The following is a 19566-nucleotide window of genomic DNA, read 5'->3' on the forward strand; positions in this document are numbered from 1 at the left end:
TCCAGACGGTCGCGGCAGAAGTCGCCAGGCCTGTTAAAATGCGCGGCCCTTTTTCTGCGAACGACCCCATGTCCCGACTGAACCCCCGGCAACAAGAGGCCGTGAACTACGTCGGCGGCCCGCTTCTGGTGCTCGCCGGTGCAGGTTCCGGCAAGACCAGCGTGATCACGCGCAAGATCGCCCACCTGGTGCAGAACTGCGGCATCCGCGCCCAGCACATCGTCGCCATGACCTTCACCAACAAGGCCGCGCGCGAGATGAAGGAGCGCGTCGGCACCCTGCTCAAGGGCAGCGAGGCGCGCGGCCTGACCGTGTCCACCTTCCACAACCTGGGCATGAACATCATCCGCAAGGAATACGCACGCCTGGGCTACAAGCCCGGCTTCTCGATCTTCGACGACGGAGACATCAAGGCGCTGCTCAGCGACATCATGCAGAAGGAGTATTCCGGCGACGACGGTGCCGACGAGGTGAAGAATCTCATCGACAGCTGGAAGAACGACCTGATCCTGCCCGACGAAGCCCTGGCCAAGGCGCGCAATCCCAAGGAACAGACTGCCGCCATCGTCTACCTGCACTACCAGCGCACGCTCAAGGCCTACAACGCAGTGGACTTCAACGACCTGATCCTGCTGCCGGTCAAACTCTTTCAGGAGCACGCCGACATCCTGGAGAAATGGCAGAACCGCATCCGCTACCTGCTGGTCGACGAATACCAGGACACCAACTCCAGCCAGTACCTGCTGGTGAAACTGCTGGTGGGCATGCGCAACCAGATCACCGTGGTCGGCGACGACGACCAGTCGATCTACGCCTGGCGCGGCGCACGGCCGGAAAACCTGATGCTGCTCAAAGAGGATTATCCCTCGCTGAAGGTAGTGATGCTGGAGCAGAACTACCGCTCCACCAGCCGCATTCTCAAGTGCGCCAACACCCTCATCGCCAACAACCCCCACGCCTTCGAGAAGCAGCTGTGGTCGGAGATGGGCATGGGCGACGAGATTCGCGTGATCCGCACCCGCAACGAAGACGCCGAGTGCGAACGAGTGGCGCTGGAAATCCTCACCGAACACCTGCGCACCCAGCGCCCCTACAGCGACTTCGCCATCCTCTATCGCGGCAACTACCAGGCCAAGCTGATGGAGCTGAAACTGCAGCACCACCAGATTCCCTATCGCCTGTCCGGCGGCACCAGCTTCTTCGCCCGCCAGGAAGTGAAGGACCTGATGAGTTACTTCCGCCTGCTGGTCAACCCGGACGACGACAACGCCTTCTTGCGGGTGATCAACGTGCCGCGCCGGGAGATCGGCTCCGCCACCCTGGAAAAACTCGGCAACTACGCCAACGAGCGCAAGATCAGCATGTATGCGGCCGCTGGCGAAATGGGCCTCGGCGAGCATCTCGATGCGCGCTTCACCGAGCGCCTGCAGCGCTTCACCCGCTGGATGGATCGGGTGCGCCAGGAATGCGCGCAGAACGACCCGATCGCCGCCATCCGCAGCATGGTCATGGACATCGACTACGAGAACTGGCTGCGGCAGAACGCCTCCAGCGACAAGGTGGCCGACGCGCGCATGGGCAACGTCTGGTTCCTCGTCGACGCATTGAAGAGCACGCTGGAGCGCGATGAAGACGGCGACATGACGATCGAAGACGCCATCGGCAAACTGGTGCTGCGCGACATGCTCGAACGCCAGCAGGAAGAGGAAGAAGGCGCCGAGGGCGTGCAGATGATGACCATGCACGCCTCCAAGGGCCTGGAGTTCCCATCGGTGTACATCATCGGTTTCGAGGAGGAGATTCTCCCTCACCGCTCCAGCATCGAGGCCGACACCATCGAGGAAGAACGGCGCCTGGCCTACGTCGGCATCACCCGCGCCAAACGCAACCTGGCGCTGACCTTCGCCGCCAAGCGCAAGCAGTATGGCGAGGTGATCGACTGCTCGCCGAGCCGCTTCCTCGACGAGCTACCGCCGGAAGACCTGGTGTGGGAAGGTCTGGAAGAGGCGCCGGTGGAGGTCAAGGCGGCGCGCGGCAACGATGCCCTGGCCAATATGCGGGCGATGCTCAAGCGCTGAGGTCGTGGCTGACTGGTGTATGGTCGGTTTATTCGGTGGGCTGAAGCCCACCCTACGGACTGGCGATCCTCTTCAGCGGTGTAGGGTGGGCCGGGCGGCGATCCGCTTCAGCCCACCACTTCGATGCCACTGGCACCCTCGCCATATTTGCCAGTCAGAAAGAAGATACCGCTCAGACACAGGGGCTGGAACCATGCGCACATTCACGCTCGACATCGATGCCCTGATTCAGCTGATCAATGGCCGTGAACAGCAGGAGAACTGGCTGGATCTGGAAAGCGGTAGCGTCCTGACTCTGGCGCCGGAAGATCACCACAGCGACGAGCGCCAGCAAGTGGAACTGAATCCGGATCGCTACACCCAGATACCCAACCTTGACGTCCCCCAGCGCGTGGCCATGCGTGAGTCCTTCCTGTTCACCCTCGACGACCTGCACGCCCACCCTCTGCTCAGCGCCGCGCTGACCGGCCGCAGGCCGCTGCGCGCGTTCGACTACGAAATCGAGGCCTTTGCAGCGATTCGCGAACAGTGGCAGGCCTACGAGCTCAAGCAACTGCGCGAGTACACGCTCAACTGGCTCTACGAGCTGGGTCTGGAACCTGCGCCGGACAAGCTGCCACTGGATACGCGCGGAATCCCCAGGGACATTCTGCGCCGCCTGACCAAAAGCGCCTGAGCGGAGCACACCCCCGGATTGCATCCGGACTACAGCTGGCCGCGGCCAACAACCTGTCTAGCCGGTCAATTGACCACGACTGTCGGGCAGGCTGCGGTTTCACTACACAATGCAGGGTGTTTTGAGCGAAAATCCGCAGCTTTTCTGCTCAACCAGAGGATCGACCGTGGAGTCGTTGAAACAGAAGATTCGCAGCGAAGGCATCGTGCTGTCCGAGCATGTACTCAAGGTGGACGCCTTTCTCAACCACCAGATCGATCCGCGCCTGATGCAGGAGATCGGCCACGAGTTCGCCCAGCGTTTCGCCGGCCAGGGCATCACCAAGATCGTCACCATCGAGGCCTCGGGCATCGCCCCGGCAGTGATGGCAGGCCTGGAGCTGGGCATTCCGGTGATTTTCGCGCGCAAGTTCCAGTCGCTGACGCTCAAGGACGACCTGCTGATCTCCAAGGTGTTCTCCTTCACCAAGCAGACCGAAAGCACCATCGCCATTTCCGCCCGTCACCTGACCGCCGCGGACCGCGTACTGGTGATCGACGACTTCCTCGCCAACGGCCACGCCGCCAAGGCGCTGATCGACCTGATCCAGCAGGCCGGCGCCCAGATTGCCGGTATCGGCATCGTCATCGAGAAGTCCTTCCAGGACGGCCGCAACCTGCTGGAGAGCGAGGGTTACCGTGTCGAATCGCTGGCCCGCGTTGCCGCGCTGGAAGACGGCCAGGTGCGCTTCCTCGATTAAGCCCCGCGAGTGGCTTGCAGCCCCGCCAGCAGCAAACGCTGGTAGAGGGCTTCACGCACCCCGTCCGGCGCCTCCAGGCTCATGCGCCGCAGGTGCTCGGCATAGGCTGCCGGCTCCGGCGTATCGAGCGTGGCCTTGCCCAGCTCCAGCACCTCGGTCAGGCGCAACTTGCTCTTGAGCCAGCTCAGCGCCCGCAGCAGGTCCTGCTCCACCGCGCTGAAATCGCTGCCCAGCGGGTATTCGGCGAACAGCGACGAATGCTCCGCGCGCAGCGCTTGCAGGCGTTCGGGCAGGTTGTTGCCGAAGCGCTCATCGAGCCGGAAATCCGCTGGCAGCTTGCCGGCCTGCTGCGCCTGCTCGATCAGCCCGTTCTGGAAGCGTGAATCGCTGATCTTGAGTAGTGCCTCGATCACCTGCGCGTCGGTCTTGCCGCGTAGATCGGCGATGCCGTATTCGGTCACCACGATATCGCGCAGGTGCCGGGGGATGGTGGCGTGGCCATATTCCCAGACAACGTTCGAATTCACCTCACCGCCTGACTCGCGCCAGCTGCGCAGCAGCAGGATCGAGCGCGCATCCTCCAGCGCATGGGCCTGGGCGACGAAGTTGTATTGCCCGCCTACGCCGCTAAGCACCCGACCGTCCTCCAGTTGATCGGCCACGCCCGCACCGAGCAGGGTCATGGTGAAAGCCGTATTGATGAAGCGTGCATCACGGCGCTGCAGACGCTTGAGTTCCTCTTCGCCGTACAGCTCGTTGATGTAGCGGATGCCGGTCATGGCAAAGCGCTGCCGTTCGCTGTCATCCAGCTCGCGCAGACGCCGGTAGAAGCTTTCCGGGCCAAGGAAGAAACCACCATGCAGCACCACGCCGCCCTGCGCGCTGCCGAGACTGGATTGCAGGCGAGCCTGGGTCTGGGGATCACCGAGATCCGCTGCGACGCGGCTACCGTCAAGCCACTGCAACTCGCCCGCCTCCAGTTGCATATCGCCCAGCAGCAGACCGCTATCGCGCAGCCAGGCCAGATCGCTCGACTGCAACTTCGTCGGCAGTCCCGCGTCGACCAACGCCTGAACGCTATGCGGGCGACCGTGTTCATCCAGCGCACCGTTACAAGCCAGACGCTGCAGGCGCAGATCCGGGTAGACCCGGCGCCTTAGCAGACCGGCCTCGGCCAGTGCCAGCAAGCCGTTGACGAACATTTCGCTGCAGCCATAGAGCCCATGATCGAGCGGCCCTATACCGCCATTGGCGGCGATTTCACCCGCCCACTCATCAGCACGCAGTGCCTGCAACAGCGCGCGGTAACGCGCATTGTCGTCCTGCCTGGCGATCATTGCGGCAGTCAGGGCATCACCCATCGCACCGATGCCGATCTGCAGGGTGCCGCCGTCGCGTACCAGGGTGCTGGCGAACAGGCCGATGCAATGATCCTGCAGGGTCACTGGCATGTTCGGTGTGGAGAACAGCGTGGTGCGCTCGTCCTCGTCGATATGGATATCGAAGGTATCGCGCGGCACCTGGGCATCGCCGGCCATGTAGGGCAGGTCGCAGTGAATCTGGGCGACGCTGAGCACGGTCTCGCCAGCCGCGCGGCGCTTATCCAGCAGCGGCAGCAGATCGAGAGTGACGTCCGGGTTGCAGCTCAGGCTGAAATACTCGGGCTGCGCGGCGTCGACGGCCACCAGCTGGGCGACCAGATTCAAGCCCTTGGCATTGAGGTCACGGGCGACATGACTGTAGTTGCTGCTGATGTAGTCCTGCTGCGCCGGCTCACATTCGAGCAGGCTGCCCGGCTGGAAGAAGAACTGCTCGACGCGCACGTTGGCCGGCAGCTTGCCACGGTGCAGGTCGGCGAGAAAATCCAGCTCGGGATAATTGCCGTAGACCCGATCAACGAAAGGTTCGAGAAAGCGTCGCTGCAAGTCCTGGGCGGCACGCGGACGCGCCAGGCACAGTGCGGTGTAGATGGTCAGTTGCCGCTCGGGCATCTCCCGCACCCGTGCATACAGCGCGTTGACCCAGCGATTGGGCTTGCCCAGACCGAGCGGTAAACCCAGATGAATCGGCCCAGCGATCTCGCTCAGTACGCGGTCGACGGCTTGTTCGAGGGTACAGGTATGCGGCATATGACGCTCCTCGGGACATCCATGACGAATGGAGTTTGGACTGTATAGCCGCGTGCCGCTGCCATAAACGAAAAAACCGCCCGGAGGGCGGTTTTTCAGGGAAGAGACGGGTCTTACAGACCGGACATCTTCTTGATCGCTTCGCGCAGTTCGTCGTCCGAGCAATCAGCGCAAGTGCCTTTCGGCGGCATGGCGTTGATGCCGGAGATGGCCTTGGCCAGGATGCCGTCGAGACCGCCCTGATGGTCGGCACGCTCTTTCCAGGCAGCGGTGTCGCCGATCTTCGGTGCATCCAGCACACCGGTGGCGTGGCAGGCATTGCAATGCTTGGCGATGATGTCATCAGCGGTACGAGCACCACCACCGGCGGATGCGGCGACGGTTTCGACGCCCTTGCACTCTTCGCCCATGATGCACACGTCGCCTACAGGCTTGAGGCGCTCGGCGATGGCTTCATCAGTCGTGGCCTGAGCAGTCACTGCCCACAGGGCCAATACGGCAGCCGGTACTGCCAGCATTTTCTTCATCAGATTCACGGTACACCCTCTTCGTGGCTAGTCACGCCCGCGGCCACGGTTTCGCGAGCGGGCGACAGTATAACGGCAAGCGGGCCTGGCCGAAACAACCCATATTGTCGCAGGGTTATTGATCAGAAGTTCGCTGGCGTGGTGGCACTGATCAACCGCGCCGGTACATCGAACGGATTGCGGAAGCGATGCGGCTTGCTGCTTTCGAAGTAATAGCTGTCGCCAGGTTCGAGAATGAACACCTCGTTGCCAACGGTCAGCTCCAGCTTGCCCTCGACCAGCATGCCAGCCTCTTCGCCTTCGTGGGCGTACATTTCGTCACCGGTGTCGGTGCCGGCCGGGTAGGTTTCGTCGAGGAAGGAAATGGCGCGACTCGGGTGGGCCTTGCCAATCAGCTTCATGGTGATGGCGCCACTGCAGATATCGGTCAGTTCGGCGGCACGATAGACCACCTGGGTCTGGTTCTCCTGCTCCATGTCGAGCGAGAAGAATTCCACCAGCGACATGGGAATGCCGCCGAGCACCTTTTTCAGCGAACTGATCGAGGGGCTGACGCTGTTCTTCTCGATCATGGAAATGGTGCTGTTGGTGACGCCCGCCCGCTTGGCGAGTTCACGCTGGGATAGGCCTTTGAGCTTACGAATCGATTGCAGTCGAACGCCGACGTCCAATGCTGGAATCCCCCTTGGGATAAGAGACGAAAAAGTGTCCGTATCATGGCATAGCGTTCGGAATTTACAACACTTGCGTTCACCCTTCGCTTACACCCCCCAGAAAACCCGTTAAAAGGCCGCGAGCTAGAGCCATGCAAGGCGCAACGACCCACAGGAGTAAAAGCCGAAGGCTGGCCCGAAGGGAGAGCGCCAGCGAATCAAACAGGGGAGGATCGGTCGGAGTCGCGCTCGACTGTACGAGCTGTACATGAGCAATGCGACCGGGCTGGCGAACCAGCCGGTTTTTAACGCAGCATGGCCGACGCGCAGCAGTCTTTTAACGGGTTTCAGCCCCCGAGATAGAGCAGCGGCACTCGCCGCAGGTTGCAGAAAATCTGATAGGGAATGCTGCCAGCAGCCATGGCCACGTCGCTGGCCAGCACCTGCTTGCCCCATAGTTCGACACGGCTGCCGAGGCCGGCCTGCGGCAGATCGGTCAGGTCTACGGTCAGCATGTCCATCGACACGCGGCCGATCAGCCGGGTCAGTTGACCGTCGACCATCACTGGCGTGCCGCTCGGCGCATGACGCGGATAGCCGTCGGCATAGCCCATGGCGACCACACCGACGCGAGTCGGTCGCTCGGCGACGAAGCGCGCGCCATACCCCACCGGCTCGCCGGCCGGCAATTCGCGTACGCTGATAACCTTCGATTCCAGCGTCATTACCGGTTGCAGGCGCGCGGCCTGCTCCTGAGCCTGCTCGAACGGCGTGGCGCCATACAGCATGATGCCGGGGCGCACCCAGTCGCTTGGCACCTGTGGCCAGCCGAGCACGGCCGGTGAATTGCGCAGGCTGACCTCGGCACTCAGACCCTCGCGCGCCTGCTGGAACACCGCCAGTTGCTCGGCCGTGCGCTCGCACTCGGGCTCGTCGGCACGGGCGAAGTGGCTCATCAGCACGATCTTGCTGACCTTGCCGCTGGCCAGCAGGCGACGATAGGCGGCCTGGTAATCGGCCGGATGCAGACCGACACGGTGCATGCCGCTGTCGAGTTTGAGCCAGACGGTCAGCGGCTTGCTCAGTTGGGCCTGCTCGATGGCCTCGATCTGCCACTGCGCATGAATCACGCACCACAGGTCATGCTGGTCGATCAGCGCCAGCTCGTCAGCCTCGAAGAAGCCTTCTAGCAACAGGATCGGCGCAGCAATCCCCGCCTCGCGCAGTACCAGCGCCTCTTCGATGCAGGCCACAGCAAAGCCGTCGGCCTCGGCTTCGAGTGCCTGCGCACAGCGCACCGAGCCATGCCCGTAAGCATCGGCCTTGACCACGGCGAGGGCGCGGGCGCCGCTCAGTTCGCGGGCCAGGCGGTAGTTATGGCGCAGGGCATCGAGGTCGATCAGGGCACGGGCAGGACGCATGTTCGTTTTTCTCTCAATCATTCGCTGAGGCGACGGTTTTTCGTAGCCCGGATGAAATCCGGGGCCATGCCGGCGCAGGTTCCCGGATTGCATCCGGGCTACACGCAGGTAAATCGTCATTCAAAAAAAACCCGGCGGGGGAGCCGGGTGAAAAGCCAACACAAAAAAATTCCGGGAGAATTTTTTGACGTCGCTTGCGACGGCCCGGAGGGTTGCCGCCATGGATGGCAGGCAACAAAAAGCTGTAGCCACCTCAGACGGCAGCCACCACACACATTTCCACCAGCACTTCGGGCTTGTACATCTTCGCTTCGACGCAGGCGCGGGCCGGCGCATTGCCGTCGGCGACCCAGGCGTCGTACTCGGCGTTGAGGCCGTCGTAGTCGGCCATGTCCTTGAGGAAGATGGTCAGCGAGAGGATCTTGCTCTTGTCGCTGCCGCCCTCGGCCAGCATCTTGTCGATGTTGGCCAGGGTCTGGCGGGTCTGCTCGCGGATGTCACCGGCGAAGTCGTCAGCCAACTGGCCAGCGAGGTAAATCGTGCCGTTGTGGATCACCACTTCGCTGTAGCGTTTGGCCACATGCAGGCGCTGAATCGACATAAGGGTAAAGCTCCTTGAGTTGCGAAAGCGCGAAGGCTATCAGGTGCGCAGCGGCTGCGGTGCGCTCTGAACTTCACGCGCCTTGCGCGAGTAACGCGAGATATCCAGGCCATCGGCGCTGATCTGCGGACGTTTGTTGGCCATCAGGTCGGCGAGCAGGCGACCGGAGCCACAGGCCATAGTCCAGCCCAGGGTGCCGTGACCGGTGTTGAGGAACAGGTTGCGGAAGGCGGTGCCACCCACGATCGGCGTGCCATCAGGTGTGGCCGGACGCAGGCCGGTCCAGAAATCAGCGCGTTGCAGATCACCGCCTTCCGGGTAGAGGTCGGAGGTGATCATCTCCAGGGTTTCGCGACGACGCGGGTTGAGCGACAGGTCGAAACCGGCGATCTCGGCCATGCCGCCGACGCGGATGCGGCCATCGAAACGGGTGATGGCGACCTTGTAGGTCTCGTCGAGAATGGTCGAGGTCGGCGCCATGTCAGCATTGGTGATCGGTACGGTCAGCGAATAACCCTTGAGCGGGTAGACCGGCGCACGCACGCCCAGCGGCTTGAGCAGTTGCGGGCTGTAGCTGCCGAGGGCGAGCACATAGCGATCGGCGGTTTCCAGTTTGCCGTCGATCCACACGCCATTGATGCGGTCGCCCACGGCGTCCAGACGCTGGATGTTCTGGCCGAAACGGAACTCGACGCCGAGCGCCTTGGCCATGTCAGCCAGCTTGGTGGTGAACATCTGGCAGTCGCCAGTTTGGTCGTTGGGCAGACGCAGGGCACCGGCCAGCTTGTGCTTGACGCCAGCCAGGGCCGGTTCGACGCGGGCGATGCCGTCGCGGTCGAGCAGTTCGAACGGTACACCGGAAGCTTCCAGTACAGCGATGTCCTTGGCGGCAGCATCGACCTGAGCCTGGGTGCGGAACAGCTGAGTGGTGCCGAGCTGGCGGCCTTCATAGGCGATGCCGGTTTCGGCACGCAACTCGTCGAGGCAGTCGCGGCTGTACTCGGACAGGCGCACCATGCGCTCCTTGTTGATCGCATAGCGGCTGGCGGTGCAGTTGCGCAGCATCTGCGCCATCCACAGGTACTGGTCGACGTCACCAGTGGCCTTGATCGCCAGCGGAGCGTGTTTCTGCAGCAGCCACTTGATGGCCTTCAGCGGCACGCCCGGAGCGGCCCAGGGCGAAGCGTAGCCCGGAGAGACCTGGCCAGCGTTAGCGAAGCTGGTTTCCAGCGCCGGGCCATTCTGACGGTCGACCACCACCACCTCGAAGCCCTGACGGGCGAGGTAGTAAGCACTGGCGGTACCAATCACACCGCTGCCGAGAACCAGAACACGCATGTTTTTCTCCCCGCCGCGCCCAGAGCGCGTGCGTTACAGGCCATTGTTGTAGATGGGCGCAGTATAGGAAGAGCCGTGCAGTGCTTTTCACCATATACATAGCTATATTTGGCGAGAATTCTTGGCAAAAAGCCGTTTTACAGAGGCGGATTCCCCATGAGAACCCAGCATCAAAGCCGTCGTGAACTGGACAAGATTGACCGCAACATCCTGCGCATCCTGCAGGAGGACGGGCGCATCAGCTTCACCGAACTGGGCGAGCGCGTGGGGCTGTCGACCACGCCCTGCACCGAGCGCGTACGGCGCCTGGAGCGCGAAGGCATCATCATGGGCTACCACGCCCGCCTCAACCCGCAGCACCTCAAGGCCAACCTGCTGGTATTCGTCGAGATCAGCCTGGACTACAAGTCCGGCGACACCTTCGAGGAATTCCGCCGCGCCGTGCTCAAGCTGCCGCACGTGCTGGAGTGCCACCTGGTCTCCGGCGACTTCGACTACCTGGTGAAGGCACGCATCAACGAGATGGCCAGCTATCGCAAGCTTCTCGGCGACATCCTGCTCAAGCTGCCGCACGTGCGCGAGTCGAAGAGCTATATCGTCATGGAAGAGGTGAAGGAGAGCCTGGCGCTGCCGGTGCCTGAGTGATCCTGCGGGCGCGGGCTCTGCCACTCGTGCCATGGAGACGGTGAGTGAAGGGCCAAGCGGGACTCAACCCAAGACCATGTAGATCGCCACCGCCACCATCAAACCACCGAAAACAAGGCCCTGTATCCGCAGGGATTGGTCTGATGTGAATCGCCCAAGAATCACCCGCCCGCCATATATCCAGGGAAAATGGCAAACGATCCCTACCAGCAGGAAAGCTCCGGTCAGCACTGCCACCTGTGGAGCCAACGCCCGGTCCGGCCGGAGGAACTGGGCAAACATGACTGCCACCATCGAGTGGATCTTGACGTTCAGCAGCACGGCAACGATGCCGCTGACCAGCCCCATGCGCTCCACGGTCTGAGCCTTCTTGCCAGGTGCAGCAGAGCGGAAGAATCCCCAGGCCAGATACAGTACATAGGCCGCCCCCGCCCACAGCATCACCGTATGACTTTGTGGGTATTGCAGTAGCAGCGCCCCAAAACCGAGCCCGTACAGCAGACATAGCAGAACATTGCCGACTTCAAACCCCAGCCAGAACGGGACTGTGCCTCCCACCCCAAAACGTGCCCCGGACAGCGCCAGCACCGTGTTGCCAGGCCCCGGACTGATCACCATCGGCACCGCATACCCCAGAAAAACCGCAACAAGCTCCGGCGAAATCACAACCTCCCATTTCCTAATCGATTTCAGGGAGTTAACCGTCGTTTGCAGCAGCGGGGAAATGATCTAATCTCGGGCATTGGATAAATACAGCTAATGGAAGAGGCTCATGCGCCGTCTGCCGCCGCTGGGGGCCGTACGCGCGTTCGAAGCTGCCGCCCGCCATCTGCATTTCACCCGCGCTGCCGACGAACTGGCGGTGACGCAGGCCGCCATCAGCCATCAGGTGCGTCTGCTGGAAGAGTGGCTGGGCCAACCGCTGTTCGAGCGCCGTGGCCGGATGCTGGCCTTGACGCCCACCGGGACCGCCTACCTGGCGGACCTGACCCCGGCGCTGGAGCGTATCGCTGCCGCCAGCGCCACTGCTCGCCGCCCGGCCAATGGCCCAGTGCGGATGACCGTTCTGCCGTCGCTTGCCGCACGCTGGCTGGTGCCGCACCTTCCCGCCTTTCAGGCAGCCCATCCAGAAATTGACCTGCAATTGACCACAACGACCGACCTGTGGGACGGCAGGGACACTCGCTTCGATCTTGGCCTGCGATCCGGACCCGGTGGCTGGCCCGGTCTGAACAGCGCCCTGCTGGCCACCGAAACGCTGACCCCGCTATGCAGTCCGGGCCTACGCAAGGCCCTGCCCGCTTCCTGCACGCCACCAGATCTGCTACGCCATCGCCTGCTGCATGACACCCCGAAAGGGAATTGGGGCCGTTGGTTCAGTGCCGCCGGATACCCGGATCTACCAGTACCCGCGGGACTGAACCTGACCGATTCCGCCATCACTCTTCAGGCCGCCGCCGATGGACAGGGCATTGCACTGGGGCGGCTGTTTCTGGCCACGGCCGACTTGCGCGCCGGTCGCCTGGTAATGCCCTGCCCGGAACAGCGGATCGCCAACGACTATGCCTACTGGCTGGTCTGGCCGCCACGCCATGACGCCAACCCGGCCATCACCGCCGTGAGGGAATGGATACGCTCGACTGCACAGGCTGAAAAAACAGGGGCAGAGCAGGCTTGAAACAGCAGGCAGCCAAAGCATTGGTGGACCGGTGCAGCACGCCTCCCTTGCATGGCGAGGCTCGTACCATCACCTATACCAACCGCTGCCGAGTGGTGGCGATCAGGCGATGCACCTGACGCTCGACTGCCGGCTCGATGGGCTGCTCCGGGCCACGCCCATGCGGGCAAGGCAGGTTCGCCGTGGTACCGAACAGGCGGCAGATCAGCGGACGCTGGTCATACACCTCGCAGCCCTTCGGCCCCAGGTGCACGCAGTTGTATTCGGCCAGCGCCGCGTCATGTTCGGCGTCACTCTTGACCGGCAGGCGTGCCAGCTCCTCGGACGACGCAGTGACCGGCCCGCAGCAGTCGTGGCAGCCTGGCACACAATCGAAGCGCGGGATCTGGCGGCGCAGGTGGTCGATCTTGCGGTCGGTGCAACTCATGCTCGGGCGCCTTGAAATGAAGGGGCAGTTTACAGCGCCCGTAGGCCGAGCGTAGCCCGGATGCAATCCGGGAACCGCTGCGCTCAACCTGGGCAAGCCGCGATACCCAGCGGAAAACCCGCTTTTTTCCGCTGACCTCTTGGCGTCGGACAGATCACGCGCTTATGCTGCGTTGAATTTTCCACACAACAAAATCAGGATTTCGCACATGAACGCCCGCGTTCACCAGCCCGTCCACAGCCCGCAGCATGCCGCTTCCTATTACGCCGCCAGCATCAATCGCCAGCAGGCCTACCCGCCCCTGGGCGGTGAACTGCAGGTGGACGTGTGCATCGTCGGTGGCGGCTTCAGCGGCCTGAACACCGCTATCGAGCTGGCCCAGAAGGGCCTGTCGGTGGCGCTGCTGGAGGCGCGCAAGATCGGCTGGGGCGCCAGCGGCCGCAACGGCGGACAACTGATTCGCGGTGTTGGCCATGATGTCGAACAGTTCGAATCAGCGGTCGGCAAGGACGGCGTGCGTCAGTTCAAGCTGATGGGCCTGGAGGCGGTGGAGATCGTGCGCAGCCGCGTCGAGCAGTTCCAGATCGACTGCGACTTGACCTGGGGCTACTGCGACCTGGCCAACAAACCGGCGCACATGGAGGGCTTCGCCGAAGACAAGGCCGAGCTGGAAAGCCTCGGCTATCGTCACGAACTGCGCATGGTGTCGAAGGAACACATCCATGAGGTGGTTGGTTCGGACAACTATCACGGCGCCATGATCGACATGGGCTCGGGCCACCTGCATCCGCTCAACCTGGCGCTCGGCGAAGCCGCTGCCGCCCAGTCGCTCGGTGTGCAGCCGTTCGAAGACTCGCCGGTGACGCGCATCGACTACGGCAGCGAGGTGCGCGTGCACACCGCCAATGGCCAGGTGCGCGCCAAGTACCTGGTGCTGGCCTGCAATGCCTACATCAACGGCCTCAACCCGACACTGAGCGGCAAGGTGCTGCCGGCCGGCAGCTATATCATCGCCACCGAGCAACTCTCCGAAGAGCAGGCGCGCCAGCTGATCCCGCAGAACATGGCGCTGTGCGACCAGCGCGTGACCGTCGACTACTACCGCCTCTCTGCCGACCGTCGCCTGCTGTTCGGCGGTGCCTGCCACTATTCGGGACGTGATCCGGCCGATATCGCTGGCTACATGAAGCCGAAGATGCTCAAGGTGTTCCCGCAACTGGCCGACGTGCGCATCGACTATCAGTGGGGCGGGATGATCGGCATCGGCGCCAACCGCCTGCCGCAAATCGGCCGACTCAAGGATCAGCCCAACGTCTTCCACGCCCAGGCCTACGCCGGCCACGGCGTCAACGCCACGCACCTGGCCGGCAAGCTGCTCGCCGAGGCCATCGCCGGCCAGGAAAGCCGCGGCTTCGACCTGTTCGCCCAGGTGCCACACATGACCTTCCCCGGCGGCAAGCACCTGCGCTCGCCGCTGTTGGCCATGGGCATGGCCTGGCACCGGCTGAAAGAGCTGCTGTAGGGTTCGCGGCTGAAGCCGCTCCTACGGCAGCGGAGGCGCCGAGATTGCATCCGGGCTACAGCTTCCAGAACGGCAGATTCGCCTCGCGCTCGGCCTGGGCGCGGCTCAGGCCGATATCGCGCAATTGCTGGTCATTGAGCTTGAGCAGCATGCGGCGGGTGTTCAGGCGCCGCCAGAAGGCCGGCCAGTCGCGGCCGAAATAGCGAACCTCGCCCTCGTGCGTCGCAATCCGCACGGTCTCACCCACTGCTACGAAATCTGTATTGCTGAACCCGGTCATGGCTGTTCTCCGCTGTCTTCTGTCATGGGAGATCAGAATGCCGTCAGAAAAAAAGTCATGACAGATTCAAAAAACTCTTATTAACTCCATACAGATTCCGTCGACTTTCCCCTGAATGGGAATTTCCGCACCGATCTGTACTGGTTTCATTTCATAAACCCCACACAAGCCGGACGACTGCCATGACGCTCTATCTGAATCTGGCCGAGCTGCTCGGCACCCGCATCGAGCAGGGGCTTTACCGCCCCGGCGACCGCCTGCCGTCGGTACGCAGCCTGAGCCAGGAGCACGGCGTCAGCCTCAGCACGGTGCAGCAGGCTTACCGCCATCTGGAGGACATGGGCCTGGCTTCGCCGCGGCCGAAGTCCGGCTACTTCGTGCCACTGGGACGACAGATGCCCGCGCTGCCGCAGATCAGTCGCACGGCACAGAGGCCGGTGGAGGTTTCGCAGTGGGATCACGTCCTGGAACTGATCAGTAGCCCTGGTCGCCATGAGGTCCTATCGCTGGGCCGCGGTCGTCCGGATATAAGCGGCCCGACGCTGAAGCCGCTGCTGCGCAATCTGTCACGCCAGGCGCGTCGGCAGGACCCGGACGTTCTCACCTACGGCAACATCCGCGGTGATATTCGCCTGCGCGAACAGATCGCCCGGCTGATGCTCGACTCCGGCTGCCAGCTGGAGGCCGAAGACCTGGTAGTCACCACCGGTTGCCACGAAGCACTGTCGGCGGCGGTGCGCGCCATCTGTCAGCCCGGCGACATCGTCGCGGTCGACTCGCCGAGCTTCCACGGCGTGATGCAAGCGCTCAAGGGCTTCGGCATGAAGGCGCTGGAGCTGCCCACCGACCCGCTCACCGGGATCAACCTCGATGCCCTGGAAATGGCCCTGGAGCAGTGGCCGATCAAGGCCATCCAGCTCACGCCGAACTGCAACAACCCGCTCGGCTACATCATGCCCGACGCCAACAAGCGCGCCCTGGTCGCCCTGGCGCAACGCTTCGACGTAGCCATCATCGAGGACGACGTCTACGCCGACCTCGCCTACAGCTACCCACGCCCGCGCAGCATCAAGTCCTTCGACGAGGACGGTCGCGTGCTGTTCTGCAGCTCCTTCTCCAAGACTCTGGCACCGGGCTTGCGCGTCGGCTGGATCGCTCCCGGGCGCTATCTGGAGCAGGTGGTGCACATGAAGTACCTGGGCACCGGCAGCACCGCCCAGTTGCCGCAGTTGGCCATCGCCGAGTACCTCAAGGACGGGCACTACGAACCGCACCTGCGGCGCCTGCGCGCGCAGTACCTGCGCAACCGCGACCTGATGGTGGATTGGGTCAGCCGCTATTTCCCGGCCGGCACCCGGGTCAGCCGCCCGCAGGGCAGCTTCATGCTGTGGGTGGAGATGCCCCAGGGCTTCGACAGCCAGAAACTCAATCGCGCCCTGCTGCCGCACAAGATCCAGATCGCGCCGGGCAGCATCTTCTCCGCGGCGGGCAAATACCGTAACTGCATCCGCCTCAACTACGCCGAACCGCCGAGCGATGTGATCGAGGCGGCGGTGAAGCAGATCGGCGCGACCATCGCCGAGTTGATCGAAGAGGCCGACCTGCAGCACACCCAGGCGCCTGGGCAACAGCGCTGAAGCGGCTCAGGAACGCGCCACGCTCGCCGTTTCCATCTCGCTGAAGGCGCCACGCCGGCTGGCGAGGATGATGAACACGAAGGCGCCGGTGGCCATCAGCAACGGCAGCGCATGGCTGCTCAGCCACTGGCTGACGGCGCCGGTGGTGAGTGGTCCGATCAGGCAGCCCAGGCCCCACAACTGAGCGACATGGGCATTGGCGCGCACCAGCTCGTCGTCACGATAACGCTCGCCGATCATGATCAGCGACAGGGTGAACAGGCCGCCGGCGCTGGCACCGAAGGCCACCAGCACTGGCCAGATCAGCTGTGTATGCAGCAACGGCGCAATCGCCAGGCTGGACACCAGCAGCACGATACCGCAGCCACGGAACAACAACTGCCGCGACATGCGGTCGGCCAGCCAGCCGATGGGCAGCTGCAGCACCGCATCGCCCACCACCACGACGCTGACCATCAGCAGAGCCACCTCCTGGGTGAAGCCCTGGCGCAGGCCGTAGATCGGCAGCAGGGTCAACATCATCGCTTCGAAGGCTGCGAACAGCATCACCGCCCAGGCAATCGCTGGCAGCTTGCGGCAGAACACCAGCAGGCCGCGCCCCGAAGCGCTGTGCGCATCCACCCTGGGTGCGCCGGTGCGCCCGAGCAGAATCAGCGAACCGCCGATCAGCAGGCAAACGCCCGTCCAGAAACCGGCATCGGTGGCCGTGCCGAGCGCCGTCAGCAGCAACGGGCCACTGAGCTGACTGAGGGCATAGCCGGTGCCATATAGCGCTACCAGGCGACCACGCCACTTCTCCACCGCCAGTTGGTTGATCCAGCTTTCGCCGAGGATGAACACCACAGTCAGGGCCACACCGATGAACAGGCGCAGGCCGACCCAGACCGCGTAGTTCTGCACCAACGCCAGCCCCGCCACCGACACCGCGCCCAGCAGCAGACACAGCTGCATCAGCCCGGTAGTGCCGAAGCGCGCGGCCAGACGGCCAGCCAGCGAAGCGCCGAGCAGCACGCCGACCGCAGGCGTGGCCGCCATCACGCCAATGGCGAAGGAATCGTAGCCCCAGCTTTCCAGGCGCAGCGAAACCAGCGGCATGGTCACGCCCAGTGCTAACCCGATGCTGATGACCGCCGCACAGACGGCGAAATAGGTGCCCCAACGCATTGCCAGACTCCTTTATGTCGTGGCCCTGAAACAAAAGGCCATGCTCCGATCCTGTGTTGCCTGCGCGGCTTGGAGCAAGGCGTAGGGTGCGCCGTGCGCACCTGGGCTTACCACCCACCTCTGCTCAAGGTGAGAAATGGCTGGTGCGCGCGGCACACCCTACGAATCCAGGCCATCGCACGCTCGGTGGCAACGGCTGGATCTCATACGGTATTGATCCATAACCAAACAAAACGGCCGGACCTCCCTAAGGAAACCCGGCCGCAGGTGTGGCTCACAGGGAGCCGGCCCCGAAGGGCGGACCTCAGGAGAGCCAGAAGACTCTCCTTCAAAATAGATTTCCGGCCAAATTCAGCGCCGAAAAAGATCTTCTGGGCTAAGGCCAGACAAGGCGCCCCGGAGCTTTCAAGCGCAGCGTACTGCAGTACGTGAGCATTGAAAGCGAGGACGCAACGCCGTATGGCCGACGACCAGGAGATCGCCCCGGTGCCGCTACAGTTTGATCCAGGTGGACTTCAGCTCTGTGTACTTGTCGAACGCATGCAGCGACTTGTCGCGGCCGTTGCCGGACTGCTTGAAGCCGCCGAACGGCGCCGTCATGTCGCCGCCGTCGTACTGGTTGATCCACACGCTGCCGGCGCGCAGTGCCTTGCCGACCAGGTGGGCGCGCGACAGGTTGCTGGTCCATACCGCTGCGGCCAGCCCGTAGACGGTGTCGTTGGCGATGGCGATGGCTTCGTCCTGATCGTCGAAACCGATCACCGACAGCACCGGGCCGAAGATCTCTTCCTTGGCGATACGCATGGCGTTGTTGACGCCGTCGAAGATGGTCGGCTCGACGTAGGTGCCGCCGGTTTCTTCCATCACCCGCTTGCCGCCGGCCACCAGCTTGGCGCCGTCGTCATGGCCGGCCTGGATGTAGCTCAGCACGTTATTCATCTGCGTGGTATCGACCAGCGCGCCGACGTTGGTCGCCGGGTCCAGCGGGTTGCCCGGTTTCCAGGCCTTGATGGCCTCGACCACCATGGGCACGAAGGTGTCCTTGATGGAATTCTCCACCAGCAGGCGCGAACCGGCGGTGCAGACTTCGCCCTGGTTGAAGGCGATAGCGCTGGCAGCCGCTTCGGCAGCGGCCTGCAGGTCCGGCGCGTCAGCGAAGACGATGTTCGGGCTCTTGCCGCCGGCCTCCAGCCAGACACGCTTCATGTTCGACTCGCCAGCGTAGATCATCAGCTGCTTGGCGATCTTGGTCGAACCGGTGAACACCAGGGTATCGACGTCCATGTGCAGGGCCAGGGCCTTGCCCACGGTGTGGCCGAAACCTGGCAGCACGTTGAACACGCCCGCTGGAATGCCGGCCTCGATGGCCAGTTGGGCGATACGGATACCGGTCAGCGGCGACTTCTCGGACGGCTTGAGGATGATCGAGTTACCAGTGGACAGCGCCGGGCCAAGTTTCCAGCAGGTCATCAGCAGCGGGAAGTTCCACGGCACGATGGCGGCGACCACGCCGACCGGTTCGCGGGTAACCAGGCCCAACTCGTCATGGGCGGTGGCCGCGACTTCGTCGTAGATCTTGTCGATGGCCTCGCCGCTCCAGCGGATGGCATTGGCGGCGCTACCGACGTCGATGCTCAGCGAGTCGCTGATCGGCTTGCCCATGTCGAGGGTTTCCAGCAGCGCCAGCTCCTGGCCATGCTCTTCGATCAACTCGGCGAAACGGATCATCACCTTCTTGCGCTTGGCCGGGGCCATACGTGACCACACGCCGGATTCGAAGGTGGCGCGGGCATCCTTGACCGCCACGTCAGCGTCAGCCTGGTCACAGCTGGCCACCATGCCGAGCAGGCGGCCATCGACCGGGCTGATGCATTCGAAGGTGGCGCCAGACTCGGCGGCGCGGTACTCACCATGCACGAATGCGCGAGTTTCGATGGTCAGGGTCTTGGCACGCTGTTCCCAGTCGGCACGAGTCAGGCTAGTCATTCCGGCATCCTCTCAATGGGTGGAAGCGGCGTCCGCGAGGGCGCGCACTGTCAATAATTCTGCAA

18 protein-coding genes are annotated in these 19566 nt (G+C 63.3%); 7 read left to right on the plus strand and 11 right to left on the minus strand.

Annotated features, from left to right (window positions below):
* Positions 1-68 precede the first annotated feature (68 nt).
* The 3 genes from rep (at position 69) to GV002_RS02265 (ending at position 3493) form a co-directional block, all read left to right on the plus strand.
* Positions 69-2078 carry a DNA helicase Rep gene (gene rep, locus GV002_RS02255; protein ID WP_160016865.1) on the plus strand — a complete coding sequence of 670 codons (2010 nt, stop codon included), beginning with the start codon at positions 69-71 and terminating at the stop codon, positions 2076-2078.
* 193 nt (positions 2079-2271) lie between these two features.
* A complete protein-coding gene (locus GV002_RS02260; protein ID WP_160016866.1) occupies positions 2272-2754 on the plus strand; it encodes a UPF0158 family protein in 483 nt (160 codons plus the stop codon).
* 166 nt (positions 2755-2920) lie between these two features.
* Entirely contained in the window at positions 2921-3493 is a 573-nt protein-coding gene (locus GV002_RS02265; protein ID WP_160016867.1) for a xanthine phosphoribosyltransferase, read from the plus strand.
* On the opposite strand, the gene GV002_RS02270 is transcribed toward GV002_RS02265, so the two are convergent.
* The 6 genes from GV002_RS02270 to dadA form a co-directional block, all read right to left on the minus strand.
* Positions 3490-5622: an acetyl-CoA hydrolase/transferase C-terminal domain-containing protein gene (locus GV002_RS02270; protein WP_160016868.1), complete on the minus strand. Its 2133-nt coding sequence runs from the start codon at positions 5620-5622 to the stop codon at positions 3490-3492. The two genes, GV002_RS02265 and GV002_RS02270, sit on opposite strands and share 4 nt — an antisense overlap.
* Before the next feature lie 113 nt (positions 5623-5735).
* On the minus strand, positions 5736-6158 hold the full coding sequence (locus GV002_RS02275; protein WP_074915285.1) for a c-type cytochrome: 423 nt from the start codon (positions 6156-6158) through the stop codon (positions 5736-5738).
* Positions 6159-6271: 113 nt separating this feature from the next.
* A complete protein-coding gene (locus GV002_RS02280; protein ID WP_004423167.1) occupies positions 6272-6820 on the minus strand; it encodes a cupin domain-containing protein in 549 nt (182 codons plus the stop codon).
* Between the two features lie 329 nt (positions 6821-7149).
* Positions 7150-8223: an alanine racemase gene (gene alr / locus GV002_RS02285; RefSeq protein ID WP_160016869.1), complete on the minus strand. Its 1074-nt coding sequence runs from the start codon at positions 8221-8223 to the stop codon at positions 7150-7152.
* Positions 8224-8476: 253 nt separating this feature from the next.
* Complete coding sequence (locus tag GV002_RS02290; RefSeq protein ID WP_074915290.1) at positions 8477-8824, minus strand: RidA family protein; 348 nt, start codon at positions 8822-8824, stop codon at positions 8477-8479.
* Positions 8825-8863: 39 nt separating this feature from the next.
* On the minus strand, positions 8864-10162 hold the full coding sequence (gene dadA, locus GV002_RS02295) for a D-amino acid dehydrogenase (protein WP_160016870.1): 1299 nt from the start codon (positions 10160-10162) through the stop codon (positions 8864-8866).
* A gap of 156 nt (positions 10163-10318) precedes the next feature.
* On the opposite strand from dadA, the gene dadR reads away from it, so the two are divergent.
* Positions 10319-10807, plus strand: a complete 489-nt coding sequence (dadR, locus tag GV002_RS02300) for a transcriptional regulator DadR (protein WP_013713454.1) — start codon at positions 10319-10321, stop codon at positions 10805-10807.
* Between the two features lie 63 nt (positions 10808-10870).
* Here the strand turns inward: dadR and GV002_RS02305 are convergent, their stop codons facing one another.
* Positions 10871-11473, minus strand: coding sequence for a LysE family translocator (locus tag GV002_RS02305; protein ID WP_256667016.1), 603 nt, complete (start codon positions 11471-11473; stop codon positions 10871-10873).
* Positions 11474-11579: 106 nt separating this feature from the next.
* Between GV002_RS02305 and gcvA the strand changes: the two genes are divergently transcribed.
* On the plus strand, positions 11580-12485 hold the full coding sequence (gene gcvA, locus GV002_RS02310) for a transcriptional regulator GcvA (RefSeq protein WP_160016871.1): 906 nt from the start codon (positions 11580-11582) through the stop codon (positions 12483-12485).
* 73 nt (positions 12486-12558) lie between these two features.
* Here the strand turns inward: gcvA and GV002_RS02315 are convergent, their stop codons facing one another.
* Positions 12559-12912, minus strand: a complete 354-nt coding sequence (locus GV002_RS02315) for a YkgJ family cysteine cluster protein (RefSeq protein WP_160016872.1) — start codon at positions 12910-12912, stop codon at positions 12559-12561.
* 208 nt (positions 12913-13120) lie between these two features.
* Between GV002_RS02315 and GV002_RS02320 the strand changes: the two genes are divergently transcribed.
* Complete coding sequence (locus tag GV002_RS02320) at positions 13121-14434, plus strand: NAD(P)/FAD-dependent oxidoreductase (RefSeq protein WP_160016873.1); 1314 nt, start codon at positions 13121-13123, stop codon at positions 14432-14434.
* Positions 14435-14489: 55 nt separating this feature from the next.
* Here the strand turns inward: GV002_RS02320 and GV002_RS02325 are convergent, their stop codons facing one another.
* Positions 14490-14714: a DUF1127 domain-containing protein gene (locus GV002_RS02325; RefSeq protein ID WP_160016874.1), complete on the minus strand. Its 225-nt coding sequence runs from the start codon at positions 14712-14714 to the stop codon at positions 14490-14492.
* Between the two features lie 182 nt (positions 14715-14896).
* Between GV002_RS02325 and GV002_RS02330 the strand changes: the two genes are divergently transcribed.
* A complete protein-coding gene (locus GV002_RS02330) occupies positions 14897-16351 on the plus strand; it encodes a PLP-dependent aminotransferase family protein (RefSeq protein WP_160016875.1) in 1455 nt (484 codons plus the stop codon).
* A 6-nt stretch (positions 16352-16357) separates the two neighbouring features.
* Here GV002_RS02330 and GV002_RS02335 read toward each other — a convergent pair whose 3' ends face one another.
* Positions 16358-17515 (minus strand): MFS transporter, encoded by a 1158-nt coding sequence (locus GV002_RS02335; protein ID WP_160016876.1) that lies wholly within the window; start codon positions 17513-17515, stop codon positions 16358-16360.
* 492 nt (positions 17516-18007) lie between these two features.
* Positions 18008-19501 carry an aldehyde dehydrogenase gene (locus tag GV002_RS02340; RefSeq protein WP_072423594.1) on the minus strand — a complete coding sequence of 498 codons (1494 nt, stop codon included), beginning with the start codon at positions 19499-19501 and terminating at the stop codon, positions 18008-18010.
* Positions 19502-19566: the final 65 nt, after the last annotated feature.

Source organism: Pseudomonas sp. 8O (assembly GCF_902506495.1).
Taxonomy (GTDB): Bacteria; Pseudomonadota; Gammaproteobacteria; order Pseudomonadales; family Pseudomonadaceae; genus Aquipseudomonas; species Aquipseudomonas chaetocerotis.

Bases quoted from the DNA above. Each gene is read 5' to 3' on its own strand.
- GV002_RS02315 (WP_160016872.1), bottom strand. From the start codon at position 12,912: ATGAGTTGCACCGACCGCAAGATCGACCACCTGCGCCGCCAGATCCCG.
- GV002_RS02340 (WP_072423594.1), bottom strand. From the start codon at position 19,501: ATGACTAGCCTGACTCGTGCCGACTGGGAACAGCGTGCCAAGACCCTG.
- GV002_RS02335 (WP_160016876.1), bottom strand. From the start codon at position 17,515: ATGCGTTGGGGCACCTATTTCGCCGTCTGTGCGGCGGTCATCAGCATC.
- GV002_RS02330 (WP_160016875.1), top strand. From the start codon at position 14,897: ATGACGCTCTATCTGAATCTGGCCGAGCTGCTCGGCACCCGCATCGAG.
- dadA (WP_160016870.1), bottom strand. From the start codon at position 10,162: ATGCGTGTTCTGGTTCTCGGCAGCGGTGTGATTGGTACCGCCAGTGCT.
- GV002_RS02290 (WP_074915290.1), bottom strand. From the start codon at position 8,824: ATGTCGATTCAGCGCCTGCATGTGGCCAAACGCTACAGCGAAGTGGTG.
- GV002_RS02270 (WP_160016868.1), bottom strand. From the start codon at position 5,622: ATGCCGCATACCTGTACCCTCGAACAAGCCGTCGACCGCGTACTGAGC.
- GV002_RS02320 (WP_160016873.1), top strand. From the start codon at position 13,121: ATGAACGCCCGCGTTCACCAGCCCGTCCACAGCCCGCAGCATGCCGCT.
- gcvA (WP_160016871.1), top strand. From the start codon at position 11,580: ATGCGCCGTCTGCCGCCGCTGGGGGCCGTACGCGCGTTCGAAGCTGCC.
- rep (WP_160016865.1), top strand. From the start codon at position 69: ATGTCCCGACTGAACCCCCGGCAACAAGAGGCCGTGAACTACGTCGGC.
- GV002_RS02325 (WP_160016874.1), bottom strand. From the start codon at position 14,714: ATGACCGGGTTCAGCAATACAGATTTCGTAGCAGTGGGTGAGACCGTG.
- alr (WP_160016869.1), bottom strand. From the start codon at position 8,223: ATGCGTCCTGCCCGTGCCCTGATCGACCTCGATGCCCTGCGCCATAAC.
- dadR (WP_013713454.1), top strand. From the start codon at position 10,319: ATGAGAACCCAGCATCAAAGCCGTCGTGAACTGGACAAGATTGACCGC.
- GV002_RS02260 (WP_160016866.1), top strand. From the start codon at position 2,272: ATGCGCACATTCACGCTCGACATCGATGCCCTGATTCAGCTGATCAAT.